This is a genomic window from Priestia sp. ABM2_011, assembly GCF_056158845.1.
The window spans coordinates 2743098-2755615 of sequence record NZ_JBSWUB010000001.1; the positions used below are offsets into that span (position 1 = coordinate 2743098).

Genomic DNA, 12518 nt, shown 5'->3' on the forward strand with positions numbered 1-12518 from the left:
TTTTTATTACGTAGTAACGATTCTATGACGAGCTTTAATCTTACTCACGGGAGGTTCGGAAGAAAATATATTTTTTTCACCGATTTTATCATATAGACCGGTTGACTTTAACATTTCTTTCGGCTGGTGCTGTAAGCCAGAAATAACGACTTGGCTATGCGAATCTTTCAACCGTTCGACCACCTTTGATAGTAAAGCTTCTCCAGATGTATCAATAAAGGATACTTGGCTCATTCGAAGCAATAAAACTTTCGGTTTCGCTTCAGCGATGTTATCAAAGGAATCTTCTAATACTTCAGCTGATCCAAAGAAAAGAGATCCTTGCATGGTATATTCCATCAGCTCAGATTTGTGAGCGTTTTCAGATGTTTCCGCTAAAACCTTTGAAATCTTCAGTGATCCGCTCATTCGTTTCACGAACATAACAATAGCTAAAAGTAGACCTACGCCTACACCTGTTGTTAAATCGATTGAAACTGTTAATAAAAACGTAGCTACAAGTACAAATGAATCAGCTGACTTGGTTTTTAAAATATGTGCAAATTCTTTACGTTCACTCATATTCCAAGCCACAAACATTAAAATAGGTGCCATACTTGCCAGCGGAATGTTTGATGCATAAGGAGCCAGCATCACAAGGACCAATAAAACAACTAAGCCGTGTATAACTCCTGATAACGGAGAAGCTGCGCCGTTTTTGATATTAGTAGCTGTTCTGGCAATGGCACCAGTTGCAGGAATTCCGCCAAATAGCGAGGTAGCGATATTAGCAATTCCTTGACCCACAAGCTCTTTATTGCTATTATGCTTGGTTTTGGCCATATTATCAGCAACAACAGCTGATAGTAAAGATTCAATACCTCCAAGCATCGCAATTACGCAGGCAGCAGGAAATAGCATCACGATGTTATCCCATGTTAAATCTGGGAAGCTAAAAGATGGTAGTTTACTCGGAATGGCACCGTAAGTAGAGCCAATCGTTGCAACTTTTCCTGGGAACAGTGTAATGGCTACAAGTGTGGAGACAAGAAGACCTAGAAGGGCACCGGGAATTTTAGGTAAAAACTTTGGCGTTATAATCACGACAGCTAAACAAATAGCGGCTATGATGACGCTGTAAATGTTAATCGTTGCAATTTTTCGTAGGATTTCAATCATATTTAAATGAAATTCCTCATGTTTTGCAATTCCCTTTAGGCCTAAAAAGTTAGCGATATGACCTGAGAAAATAATAATCGCAATTCCTGCTGTAAATCCAATCGTCACAGGGCGCGGAATAAACTTTATAAGTTTCCCTAGTTTAAATATTCCGAGAAGCGTAATCATAATTCCAGCCATAAAGCCGGCAATAACGAGGTTCTCATAACCATATTGCATGACAACTCCAAGCAGCACCGGAACAAATGCACCTGTTGGGCCTGCAATTTGAAATTTCGATCCGCCTAATATTGAAACCATAATCCCTGCGATAATGGTTGTATAAATTCCGTATTCAGGTCTTACACCAGAAGCGATGGCAAAGGCCATTGCTAAAGGAATAGCAACGACCCCAACAACCAAACCGGCGATAATGTCTTTTTGTAAATGCCCTGCTGAATAGCCTTGAAATCGGTTATCTTTTAGCATTTGATAAAACCCTCCTTCATGAGCTTACGGTTTCAGCTCGGTCTTGGGAATAGCCGTTTACAACGACGTCAAGTTTTCCTGTTGAAGGATGAATAACCATTCCAGAAACAAGCACGTCTTTTGGTAATAAAGGGTGATTTCGAATCATATCCACACTGTTTTCGACACTATCCTCTACACATTCAAACCCAGTCAGCCATGATTCTAAATCAATACCAGCATATTTTAGATTACGAATCTGTTCCGTGCTAATCCCTCTTTGTTCAGCAGAGGCTAAAATAGCTTCAGCTTTCATGCCCGTCATTCCACATTCATGATGACCGATGACACATACTTCATCAGCTTGCAAAGCGTAGACGGCAACTAAGATACTTCTCATGACGCTACCAAAGGGATGGGAGATAACAGCTCCGGCATTTTTCACTATTTTTGCATCTCCATTTTTTAGCCCCATAGCTTTAGGAAGTAATTCTAACAAACGTGTATCCATACAAGTTAAAATGACTATTTTTTTGTTAGGAAATTTGGATGTTTGAAAAGCCTCAAATTGATTATTGGTTACAAATTTTTCATTAAACTTTAAAACTTCAGATAGACAAGTCATTGTTTTCCTCCTGCGTTATTTATTTTTAACTTATTTTTTAGTCTAAAGATAAAGTTTAAAAACGAACTAAATAAAATATTAAAATTTTCTTAAAATATTCAGAAAAAACTTATAAATAAACAGAAATTATATGCGTGAAATTATGTAAGCGTATTCTTTGTTTGTTTTCGCGAAAAATAGGAATTATATGTTAAAATGGTACAAAGTTGGAATTTTATAAAAGAATGGTAGAGAGGAGGAAGGCAAAAGTGAAGGTTCTTATAGTAATAGGCATTATTTTCTGTTGTTTAGTAGGGTGCAGTTCTAATGCCCAAGTCACCAACGACAAAGAAATGGGAGAGAATATTCAGCAATCATTTGAAAAAAAAGGTGTAAGCTCAGTGGATGTATCGAAGTTAAGTGATTTTAAATGGGAAAAAGGATATTTATTCACAAACAAAAGCAAGAAAGCCGACGTAGAAAAACTTGTAAACGCACCGGTTAGTGAAGAAGTGATGAAAAAAATATCTGCTGCTGATCAAATGCTTGTGTTTGTACACGAAGGAGAGGTTGTCCGCTATGTAGAACTACCCCAAGATTTCATAGCGCATGATAAAAACCAACTTGAATTTTCATCTTCTCATTCGGAACTAAAATTTAATAAAAACAGGGAGGGCAAGCCTATAAAAGCAGGAGATAAAACGTTAAGTTCAGAAGATGCTTTAACTGTAGAATCAATTATGAAACAAATTCAATGGAAAAAAGCTGATTACAGCGTCGCTCTTGACCCAGATGTACAGCTTACTTATGAGGGCGCTGTATACAATGTACGATTCACCTCCGATAGTGCGGAACTTACTTCTAAAAAAAGAGGAGTGTACGGTAAAGTAACAGGAGAAACAGCACAGCAGCTATATGACATATTGATGTAACCTATTGATTTTTCAATAGGTTTTTTTGTGCACATATTTTTAAGATTTACATAAAATACCTTAATATTGTTGACATTAACGTTAACGTTAATCTATAATGAGTATATAAATGATTAACGTTAACGTTAACGTTAATGTTAATGAGAGGTGAGGTGAAACATATGTATTTAATCGATGACGTGACGAAAATGACCGGTTTGACCAAGCGAGCTCTTCGGTATTATGAAGAGATTGGACTCATTTTACCCCCGCAGCGCACAAAAGGAAATGCACGAATTTATTCCGAAGAAGAGGTAAAAGAACTAAGAAAAGTAGCAGAAGCAAAAGAAGTTCTCGGTTTTTCTCTACAGGAGCTGCAGCAGTTTATGTCGCTTAAAAGAATGATTGAAGAAAGAAGTGAGCGGCAAGGATTGTCAGTGAAAGAGATCACGCAAATAGAAGATTTGCTAGAAAATCAAATCAAGATGATTGATTTTAAAGTCGTAAAAATGCAGGCATTTAAAACAGAATTAAAAGAAATGCGAGAATCTGCTATGGCAATACATGAAAAAACAAAAACAAAAGGAGAGATGAAAGAGTGGAAGGACAGCATTCAAATAACCGATTAGGTCAAATTATTACGGTAGTAGCTACTTTTTTAGCATTTATGGGAATTGGAGTAGTAGATCCGATTTTACCGGAAATTGCTAAGCAAATTGGAGCTTCTCATTGGCAAGTAGAAATGTTATTTACTTCCTATTTGTTGATGATGGCTATTATGATGATTCCAGCAGGCATTCTAGCGTCACGTGTAGGAGACAAGCGCTTAATGGTAACAGGACTTATCATTGTGACGATTTTTGCAGCCCTATGCGGGTTTTCTAACAACATTCCTCAGCTTTCCATTTTCCGAGCAGGTTGGGGACTTGGTAATTCGTTTTTCTTTGCAACAGCTATGACGCTGCTTATTGCATTATCAGGTGAAGTGAAAAAAGCAGTAGGATTATATGAAGCTGCAATTGGTTTGGGGATGGCCGGAGGACCGCTTGTAGGAGGCGTGTTAGGAAATGCTTCTTGGAGATTGCCGTTTTTCGGTACAAGTGCTTTAATTTTTATCGCCTTTATTTTAGTATTAACGATTGTTAAACAGCCTACAAGCACTAAATCTCGTAAAGCAGCAGGTTTTAAAGACATGGTTAAACTTTATAAATTAAAACCATTTACTCAAGGCGCTGTATCAGGCATGCTTTATTACTACGGATTTTTTACAGTGTTAGCTTATACGCCGCTTATTCTATCGATCGGAGCTCTTCAAATTGGCTTTGTTTTCTTTGGATGGGGATTATGTTTAGCTTATGGCTCAGCGGTTTTAGCACATCAGTTAGAAAAAAGATATCAGCCAAAACAAGTGTTACATGTTAGCTTAATTGTTTTTTCACTTATTTTAATTTGTTTATTTGCCTTTGATGCAACATGGTTGCGCATTGTTTTAATTATGGCAGCAGGTCTTGTATCAGGACTTAATAATGCATTATTTACGAGTCATGTAATGGAAGTATCTCCTTATGAACGAGGAATTACATCTGGAGGATATAATTTCTTAAGATGGTTAGGCGCAGCGTTTGCTCCTTTATTATCAGGAGTTATCGGCAATGCCGTAGCGCCTCAAGCTCCTTTTCTTGTAGCAGCGATTCTTGGATTGCTCGCTTTTGTTATTATGGTTATAAAAGTAAAAACAACTTCTCAAACGAATGAAGCTGTTTCTAAATAAACGTTGAAATAAAAGGCTTTTTCCTGTAAAAAGCCTTTTATTTTGTTTTATGTTATAATAGTAAAAACGTTTTTAATCATAAAAATGAAACTCTTTACCAACTTGTACGTATACTTTATATGTACATAAATTCTTTTTAGGAGCGTGATGCCCATGGCCACCTGTCAAAATTGTAATCATAAATGGAACTGGAGGACAACCTTTAAACAACTGTTAACATTTAGAAACGTTTTAGAATGCCCACACTGTGACAAACAACAGTATATCTCTGCAAAATCCCAAAAGCGATTATCAATCTACTCATTTGCACCCCTTATTATTTGGCTTATTCTCTCACTATTTGACTTTTCCTTTCCATCCATTGTTGTCGCGGAGCTTATTTTCTTCATAGCAGCGGTTGTTATGATGCCACTTTCTTATGAAGTAAGCAGCGAAGAAGAACCCTTGTGGTAATAAAAAAACCTTCCGTTAACACGGAAGGTTTTTTATGCGGCTTTACCGTCTAGCTGCTGTCTGTGATGGCGCTGATAATACACCCACCCAGCATTCAACAGTAGAAGAACACTCGTTGTTAAAAATACGTAAGGAATTCCTTTAGCTCCGGCAATTTGTCCGCCAATAACTGGACCGGCTAAATTCCCGAAGTATTGTGCTGTTTGATTATAGCCAAACATTTTACCTGTAATCGAGTCCGGCACAATTTTCTTCAAATAAGAATTAATAGAAGGTAACAATCCTCCCATTGCAAAACCGAGTAAGAAACGTAGTAAAAATAGCTGCCAAGTACTATGCACAAAGGCCTGTAAGCCGCAAATAACCGCTACGATGAGCAGGCATATTTGAAGCACATTTTGAGGACCCACGCGATCGCTGACTTTGCCAAGTCTGGATGCAGCTAAAATATTTGATATTCCTGTTGCCGCCACGACAAAACCTGAAATAAGGGCAAGGTGATCGGTATGAGTAGACAGTTGTTTTACATACAGTGTAACGATTGGCTGAATAGCCATAACCGCAAGCTGCAGTAAAAAAGTTGTAACAAATACACCAATCACGGCCTTTGAATTCTTAAGAGAAAGTAACCCAATGTTAGATTCTTTCGTGGTTTTCGCCGTCTCTTTTTTATCTTCTTGAATTAAATTTACAATTAAAAAAGACAAAAACATAAATGCACCTGTCACGAAAAAGACGTGACGCAATCCAATTGTATCTCCTAAGTAGCCGCCTACTAGCGGTCCTAATAAAGATCCTGATACAGCCCCTGTAGACAACGTCCCTAATGCTTTACCGCTGTGCTCTTTAGGTGTTTGAGTCGCTACTAACGTAATGGCTGCAGAGATGAAGCCGGAAACGGCCCCCATTAAAAAGCGCAGTCCGACAAGCTGATAGACATTTTGTACAAAACCAATAGAAGTCATAACAATTGCCATACCCAAGCTTGCGCGAAGGAGCATCAGCTTTCGACCGTATTTGTCGGCCAAACTTCCCCATAAAGGAGAAACAATAGCGGCCATTAAAAAGGTAGCTCCAAATGCAATACCAGCCCATCTGCTGATGGAGCTTGTATCGTGAACTCCCAGCTTTTCAATATAAAGCGGTAAAAACGGAATAACTAAACTCATCCCGGCTGTGGTGCAAAAAGAACCGAACCAGCAAATGTACAAGTTTCGTTTCCATAATTCCATTCTATTTCCTTCTTTCGTCGTGCCGCATAGCGTAAAAACAACAAAAGAGCGAAACCATACGGCCTGCTCTTTTAGCATACATGCAGCATCTTTTTATCAGCTTAAATTATACCACATATCAGAAATATTTAAAAATAAAATGATTCACTTAGTGAACTATTAACATGAAATGAAAACAGAAAGATGTGCTGCGGTTACACTCCGCCTAGAACATAAAGTGACCCTTAGTTCACTCATTATCTTATGCTGTAACAGTAGGGGATATGTAAAGAACTTATGCTTCACTGAAAAAAGCGTCAGATAATCTGTCTAAAATATACGTTATATCCACAAATTTTGTCTATTTATCAAATAATGTGTAAAACAACCTGACAAAAAGAGTGAATTTTCTGTTTTTTAACTCTATATTAAAACTATGTTCTCATTATTCATAATGCGGAAACGACCTTAGCTTACGTAATGAAAGGCAAACAAAATAAAATAGTATCCATGATCCTTAAGGCAGCTCTTTTAGCCACTACTTTGTACGGGTCTATCCGAACAGCTGAAACTGCATGGGCATTAGCAGACATCGGAGTTGGAATAATGGTTTGGTTCAATTTAATTGCAATTTTGATTTTAGCTAAGCCTGCTTTAATAACCTTAAAAGATTATCGCGAGCAGAGAAAACAAGGGATAGATCCTGTCTTTTTTCCTGGGAAATTAGGAATTCAAAACGCTGATTATTGGGACGAGGAATATCAGCATAATCAAGATAAAGAAAATGTTTCATAAACTAAAAAAAGCCAACTGGGGTTGGCTTTTTTTAGTTTGTGAAGCAGCTTTTTCGACCGCTTGAAAATGGTAATGATTCGTTTTTTTCGGGTATAATGTGGCATGAAGCGTCCTCAATTTATTTTCGTTTGAGCATTTATTTATAATAGAAGACATATAAAAGGACGGTGGTATGTGCATGACTAAAAAAGAAAATGAATCTATTTATATTCAGCAGCATTTAGCAAATGAACGAACGTATTTAGCGTGGATTCGAACGTCTATTGCTACACTCGGCATTGGTTTTGTTGCAGGTGGTTTGCATTTTAATTCGGGGAAAAATTTAAGTGAAGCAGCCGATACTCTTATTATTGCTGTTATCATCTTTTCTTTAGCTGCAAGTGCAGGGTTGCTTCTTTTCTCAACTTATCATTATTTTTCAACCCGCAAAAAAATTAACAGCCAAACGTATCAATCATCTCACGCTTTGGTTATTTTTGTTTTAATGATTATGCTGATGCTGATCGGCGCTCTTATGTTTTATTTTTTTAACATAGCGTAAAAAAGTTTAAGATATAAGAAAAAAGGGAAACCAGTCCCAAAGAATTTACGGTTTTATAAAAGAAAAAGAAGATCTATTAATATGGTGGTAATGGCAGAGGCAATGATAATAATATCTTCTTTTACAAACCGGCTGTGTGATTTTACAGGTTAAATTCTTTGTTATCCGCGGATAATGGAAAAGGAAAGCTGTATAAGCCAAAACTTATCCAATACATGTTGAACATAAAAATTGAATATGAATTTCACTACACGGTGAATCGAAAGTAAAGGAGAACGCTGTATGATTCAAACATCCAAGACCGTTGCCGCTCGTTTTTTTACGGAGCGTTTCTTTGATCAGGCTGCTCAAACAGCCTACTATTTTTTGTTATCTTTTGTACCGTTTATTATTTTTCTTTTTTCACTGCTGAGTTTCTTTCCAATTGACACAAACAATTTGCTCGTCTTTATTGAACCATTTACCCCTAAAAGCGCCTACGACGTAATTGAAAGATCAATTGAAACAGTTAACAATAGCGGGAAAAAAGTTTTGTCTTTTAGTTTATTAGCAACTTTTTGGCTCGCATCTATGGCTATACAATCTTTGGTTCGCTCGTTAAATGACGCGTATCATATTCAAAGAAAACAAACGTTTTTGCGCGGTTTAATCAATGATTTAATTTTGACCTTTGGTTTTATGGTTGTGGTAGCTATTTCATTGTTTGTGCCAATTATTGAAGAAGTCATTCGACATTTGGTGTTAACAAAAGTCCATGTTCCTGACATATGGTTTCAAAGCTGGACGACAATTAGATGGGGAATTGGGACATTATTTTTATTAGGCTTTTTTATTCTTTTTTACAAACTGATGCCAAGCGCAAGAGTAACGTGGAAAGATGTACTTCCAGGAGCTGTTTTCTCCACACTAGGATGGCAAGTTGTATCTACCGGATTTGGATACTATGTCCAGTTTGGAAGCTACTCGCAAATCTATGGTCAGCTTGGAAGTATTATTATTTTAATGGTCTGGTTTTATTTAACGGCCGCTATTTTATTAATTGGCGGTTTAATAAACGGTAATAAGTTCATCAAAGCTCACAAGACAACGTATAGAGACGTGGAAAACGACTAGGGAAACCTAGTCGTTTTTTTATATTCAGTTTTACAGTTAAAAGGTTTATTAAAAAAATATCGCGGGTAACTATTGAATATCTCGTTGCCTTTCCTATACACATAACTAAAAAACAGTAGGAGTTCACGTTGAGATGAGGTGGAAAATTGAATAATTTTAATCGGTTTTTAATCGCAGTTATTGGAATTGCAGGACTGATTTGTTCCGGTATGTTAGCACTGATGGTTTATAAGGTTCCTCACCTTTCGAACTGGGTAGAAAAGTGGCAGCATCAGGAGTGGTTTTACTACACAATATTGTCAATAAGCGCATTTTTAGCTGTTATTTTTATTATTTTTCTTTTAACAGGCATATTTAGCAGGCCACCTAAAAAGAATTTAGCAATTGTAACAGGCGAAGGCAAAATAACCATTTCTAAAGCCACGATTGAATCTACAGCTTTGCGAGCAATTAGAGGCTTTCAGGGAATACGCTCTCCTGAAGTCCAAGCATCTATTCATTCTCGTAAAGAAAGAGTTAGTCTATATATTAACTGTTCGCTGTTTGGACGAGATGGACTACCAACACTAGGAAAAGAGATGCAGCTTGAAACGAAACGTGCCGTAGAGGCTTTACTTGAGCTTCCCGTTCACTCCGTCCGCATCGATTTAACAGATACACAAACGCGAAAGAAAGAGCGTGTTGTGTGATGAAGGAGGGACATAATGGGTACTCCAGATAAATTGATTCCATACCGTGGCCGAGTACTTGGTATTTTGGCAGGTTTAGTGTTGGCAATTTTACTATTAACAATTGGTTTTGGCCCCACGCTGCTAATTGTAGCTTTTATGGGAATTGGTTATGTAATCGGGAAGTGGCGAGATGGTCATTTAGACTTAAATAATTGGGTAGGATTTTTTACTAAAGGAAGATAGAAAATCACTTTAAGGGAGATGTTCGTTATGGCAGTTAATGAAACAAATACAGCAGTAAAATCCCAGGAAAATACAAATCAAAATACATTAACATTTGAAGATCAAGTCATTAAAAAAATTGCTGGAATTGCAGCTAACGAAATTAAAGGGATTTTATCAATGAGCGGCGGATTTATGAGCGGGTTAACAGATCGCTTCCGCAGCACGGAAGATATCACAAAAGGGATTAACGCTGAAGTAGGAGAAAAGCAAGTGGCCCTTGATTTAAAAGTAATTGTCGAATACGGAAAAAATGTTCCATCCATTTTCTCTGAAACTGTTAATAACGTAAAAAAATCAGTTCACGATATGACGGGATTAGAGGTAGTAGAAGTAAATATGCATGTAGAGGACGTAATGACTCGATCTGAATTTGAAGCGAAAACGGATCGAGACAAAGAGCAGGAGTCAAAGCGTGATCTTGAATAAAATATAAAAGGTAAACACTTCCATTCGTCATATATTCTTTGTATGATGAATGAGAAGTGTTTTTTTATGGGAGGGAGAATTCTGTGATATTGGTTAGTTCTTGCTTAGCAGGTCAAGCTTGCAGATATAATGGAAGTAGTGCCTTAGTTAAGGAAATGGAAGCGCTTGTTAAAAATAAAGAAGCGGTGATGATATGTCCGGAACTGTTAGGTGGATTTCACACGCCTAGAGAACCGGCAGAAATTATAAAAGGAACGGGAATAGACGTAATAAACGGAAATGCGCGAGTTATTGAACGATCGGGAAAAGACGTGACAGATATATACATAGACGGGGCCTATAAGGCACTGAACATCGCAAAAGAAATAAAAGCTACTGTTATTGTACTAAAAGAAAACAGTCCTTCATGCGGAAGTGAACATATATATAACGGAGCATTTTCAGGTGTTAAAATAGCCGGTGAAGGGGTAACGACTGCGTTGTTAAGAAAGCATGGTTTTATCGTTATATCCGAATCTCAATTTGCAGCTAAAATGTATTAAGAGCAATCACAATGACAAGAGGATGGGACAGAACGAAATGAATCCAACTCAAAGACAAACAATTTGGATGCATGATCTGGACTGCTTGCTCGACCGCTGTTGATTTCCGTGCAAGGCTTCGCTTTCCGCGGGCGGCCGATGAGCCTCCTCGTCGCTTCGCTCCTGCGGGGTCTCATCTGTTTCGCTGTTCCCGCAGGAGTCTTCACCTTGTCCTCCAACCAACAGCTATAAGTACCTGCGTTCACCATGATTATAAAAAAACACGAACTATTTATCCATTTTTGATAGATAGTTCGTGTTTCACTTTTATGAAATTATTTTTATCCAATCTCTTTTTGTAAAAGCTTATTTACTGTGAAGCGTATCTGCTGTGCTTTCTGTTCGTGTTACCGCATAAAGAGAGAAGCAAAGACCAAGCAATACAAAAATAGACCCGACCCAGCCGTTATAAATAACAGAGTATTGATTAACGACAATTCCTCCGACATAGGAGCCGATCGCAATTCCTACGTGTGAAATCGCTGCATTGGTGCTGATTAAAATGTCCGACGTGTCGCGTGCACTATGAATAATTAAATTGCTTTGAGCCGGTGAGACCGCCCAGCTGAGCGCACTCCAAATAATCATAAGAAGCAAGAACACAACGAATGGCAAATGAACGCCAAACGGCATAGCAATCATGCTAACAAAAAAGAGAGCAATCATGGTGATAACAGACGAAGAAGGGTTCCATCTATCAGAAACAGCTCCTCCAAGTCCTCCTCCTGCCACTGCAGCAAGACCGAAAATACCATAAATAATGGTTACCATCGTTGTATTTAATCCTAGCGTTTCTTGTAAAAATGGCGTGAAGTACGCATAAAGCGTTAAATGGCCCGCCAGTACAAACAATGTTGCTAGGTGAATAGCAAGCATTTTTTTATTGCGTAAAGCTTTTATCTGAGTCTTTAACGGTACAATTGGAGCGGGAGCTAGACGCTCCATTGTAAACCAAACGGTAATCATAATAATAGCAGTTAAGATTGCAATCATAACAAATACTTGACGCCAGCCAAGCGCATTTCCAATCAAAATACCAAGAGGAATACCCAAAACAAGTGAGCCGCTGATTCCCATAAACACAACGCCAATTGCTCTGCCTTGATATTCAGGCTTTACCATTCTAGAGGCCATTGTGGTAGATAGGACAATAATAAAAGAGCCGCTCGCAGCAGCGAGGATACGCCCGATTAATAGCATATAATAGCCCGAACTGTAGGCTGAAAATACATTGCTCAATAAGAAAATAAATAATGTCCACATATAAACTTTTTTACGCTCTATCTTAGCCGTCACATTTAGTAAAATCGGCGCAGACAAGGCATAAACAAACGAATAAATAGAGATTAAATAACCTGCTTTTGCTAGTGATACATGAAATGCATCGGCAATTAAGTCTAAGATGCCTCCTAGAATTAATTCGACTGTTCCAACAACAAAAGAAGCAATCGCAAGTATGTAAACTTTTTTATTCATCAAAAAACCCCCTCTTTAAAAAGTTACAACTAGAATAGTAACCTTTTTTAGAGTGGATTTCAATAGGTAATATTA

General features: G+C 37.6%; 16 protein-coding genes. 11 read left to right on the plus strand and 5 right to left on the minus strand.

Annotation, left to right across the window (positions count from 1 at the left end):
• Window positions 1–6 precede the first annotated feature (6 nt).
• Both ACXAE4_RS14810 and ACXAE4_RS14815 read right to left on the minus strand, forming a co-directional pair.
• Window positions 7–1626, minus strand: a complete 1620-nt coding sequence (locus ACXAE4_RS14810; protein WP_475236293.1) for a SulP family inorganic anion transporter — start codon at window positions 1624–1626, stop codon at window positions 7–9.
• Between the two features lie 16 nt (window positions 1627–1642).
• Window positions 1643–2230, minus strand: coding sequence for a beta-class carbonic anhydrase (locus ACXAE4_RS14815; protein ID WP_013057294.1), 588 nt, complete (start codon window positions 2228–2230; stop codon window positions 1643–1645).
• Between the two features lie 248 nt (window positions 2231–2478).
• Here ACXAE4_RS14815 and ACXAE4_RS14820 point away from each other — a divergent pair, with 248 nt between their 5' ends.
• The 4 genes from ACXAE4_RS14820 (at window position 2479) to ACXAE4_RS14835 (ending at window position 5344) form a co-directional block, all read left to right on the plus strand.
• Window positions 2479–3141 carry a hypothetical protein gene (locus ACXAE4_RS14820; protein WP_034269212.1) on the plus strand — a complete coding sequence of 221 codons (663 nt, stop codon included), beginning with the start codon at window positions 2479–2481 and terminating at the stop codon, window positions 3139–3141.
• Between the two features lie 161 nt (window positions 3142–3302).
• Entirely contained in the window at window positions 3303–3749 is a 447-nt protein-coding gene (locus tag ACXAE4_RS14825) for a MerR family transcriptional regulator (RefSeq protein ID WP_074680920.1), read from the plus strand.
• Entirely contained in the window at window positions 3719–4891 is a 1173-nt protein-coding gene (locus ACXAE4_RS14830) for an MFS transporter (RefSeq protein ID WP_098113050.1), read from the plus strand. The genes ACXAE4_RS14825 and ACXAE4_RS14830 overlap by 31 nt, the downstream gene beginning before the upstream one ends.
• 153 nt (window positions 4892–5044) lie before the next feature.
• A complete protein-coding gene (locus ACXAE4_RS14835; RefSeq protein ID WP_016764349.1) occupies window positions 5045–5344 on the plus strand; it encodes a TIGR04104 family putative zinc finger protein in 300 nt (99 codons plus the stop codon).
• 32 nt (window positions 5345–5376) lie between these two features.
• Here the strand turns inward: ACXAE4_RS14835 and ACXAE4_RS14840 are convergent, their stop codons facing one another.
• The gene (locus ACXAE4_RS14840) at window positions 5377–6576 is read right to left on the minus strand and encodes a multidrug efflux MFS transporter (protein WP_047751852.1); all 1200 of its coding nucleotides are present in this window, start codon (window positions 6574–6576) and stop codon (window positions 5377–5379) included.
• A 426-nt stretch (window positions 6577–7002) separates the two neighbouring features.
• Between ACXAE4_RS14840 and ACXAE4_RS14845 the strand changes: the two genes are divergently transcribed.
• The 7 genes from ACXAE4_RS14845 to ACXAE4_RS14875 all read left to right on the plus strand — a co-directional run bounded on the left by ACXAE4_RS14845 (window position 7003) and on the right by ACXAE4_RS14875 (window position 10928).
• Window positions 7003–7350 carry an alanine:cation symporter family protein gene (locus ACXAE4_RS14845; RefSeq protein WP_223546669.1) on the plus strand — a complete coding sequence of 116 codons (348 nt, stop codon included), beginning with the start codon at window positions 7003–7005 and terminating at the stop codon, window positions 7348–7350.
• A gap of 178 nt (window positions 7351–7528) precedes the next feature.
• A complete protein-coding gene (locus ACXAE4_RS14850; protein ID WP_028413134.1) occupies window positions 7529–7891 on the plus strand; it encodes a YidH family protein in 363 nt (120 codons plus the stop codon).
• A 282-nt stretch (window positions 7892–8173) separates the two neighbouring features.
• Complete coding sequence (locus tag ACXAE4_RS14855) at window positions 8174–9004, plus strand: YihY/virulence factor BrkB family protein (protein ID WP_098113048.1); 831 nt, start codon at window positions 8174–8176, stop codon at window positions 9002–9004.
• A gap of 146 nt (window positions 9005–9150) precedes the next feature.
• Window positions 9151–9693, plus strand: a complete 543-nt coding sequence (gene amaP / locus ACXAE4_RS14860; protein ID WP_033579150.1) for an alkaline shock response membrane anchor protein AmaP — start codon at window positions 9151–9153, stop codon at window positions 9691–9693.
• A gap of 15 nt (window positions 9694–9708) precedes the next feature.
• Window positions 9709–9918, plus strand: coding sequence for a DUF2273 domain-containing protein (locus ACXAE4_RS14865; protein ID WP_048019213.1), 210 nt, complete (start codon window positions 9709–9711; stop codon window positions 9916–9918).
• Window positions 9919–9945: 27 nt separating this feature from the next.
• Window positions 9946–10386, plus strand: coding sequence for an Asp23/Gls24 family envelope stress response protein (locus ACXAE4_RS14870; RefSeq protein ID WP_098113046.1), 441 nt, complete (start codon window positions 9946–9948; stop codon window positions 10384–10386).
• Window positions 10387–10469: 83 nt separating this feature from the next.
• Complete coding sequence (locus ACXAE4_RS14875; protein ID WP_154988654.1) at window positions 10470–10928, plus strand: 2-thiouracil desulfurase family protein; 459 nt, start codon at window positions 10470–10472, stop codon at window positions 10926–10928.
• Window positions 10929–10976: 48 nt separating this feature from the next.
• Here the strand turns inward: ACXAE4_RS14875 and ACXAE4_RS14880 are convergent, their stop codons facing one another.
• Both ACXAE4_RS14880 and ACXAE4_RS14885 read right to left on the minus strand, forming a co-directional pair.
• On the minus strand, window positions 10977–11150 hold the full coding sequence (locus tag ACXAE4_RS14880) for a hypothetical protein (protein ID WP_306460852.1): 174 nt from the start codon (window positions 11148–11150) through the stop codon (window positions 10977–10979).
• Between the two features lie 123 nt (window positions 11151–11273).
• Entirely contained in the window at window positions 11274–12443 is a 1170-nt protein-coding gene (locus ACXAE4_RS14885; RefSeq protein ID WP_048019216.1) for an MFS transporter, read from the minus strand.
• Between the last annotated feature and the right edge of the window lie 75 nt (window positions 12444–12518).

Excerpts from the sequence above, each read along its gene's own strand:
- ACXAE4_RS14850 (WP_028413134.1), top strand. The coding sequence starts at position 7,529 with ATGACTAAAAAAGAAAATGAATCTATTTATATTCAGCAGCATTTAGCA.
- ACXAE4_RS14885 (WP_048019216.1), bottom strand. The coding sequence starts at position 12,443 with ATGAATAAAAAAGTTTACATACTTGCGATTGCTTCTTTTGTTGTTGGA.
- ACXAE4_RS14815 (WP_013057294.1), bottom strand. The coding sequence starts at position 2,230 with ATGACTTGTCTATCTGAAGTTTTAAAGTTTAATGAAAAATTTGTAACC.
- ACXAE4_RS14825 (WP_074680920.1), top strand. The coding sequence starts at position 3,303 with ATGTATTTAATCGATGACGTGACGAAAATGACCGGTTTGACCAAGCGA.
- ACXAE4_RS14865 (WP_048019213.1), top strand. The coding sequence starts at position 9,709 with ATGGGTACTCCAGATAAATTGATTCCATACCGTGGCCGAGTACTTGGT.
- ACXAE4_RS14855 (WP_098113048.1), top strand. The coding sequence starts at position 8,174 with ATGATTCAAACATCCAAGACCGTTGCCGCTCGTTTTTTTACGGAGCGT.
- ACXAE4_RS14840 (WP_047751852.1), bottom strand. The coding sequence starts at position 6,576 with ATGGAATTATGGAAACGAAACTTGTACATTTGCTGGTTCGGTTCTTTT.
- ACXAE4_RS14870 (WP_098113046.1), top strand. The coding sequence starts at position 9,946 with ATGGCAGTTAATGAAACAAATACAGCAGTAAAATCCCAGGAAAATACA.
- ACXAE4_RS14810 (WP_475236293.1), bottom strand. The coding sequence starts at position 1,626 with ATGCTAAAAGATAACCGATTTCAAGGCTATTCAGCAGGGCATTTACAA.
- ACXAE4_RS14835 (WP_016764349.1), top strand. The coding sequence starts at position 5,045 with ATGGCCACCTGTCAAAATTGTAATCATAAATGGAACTGGAGGACAACC.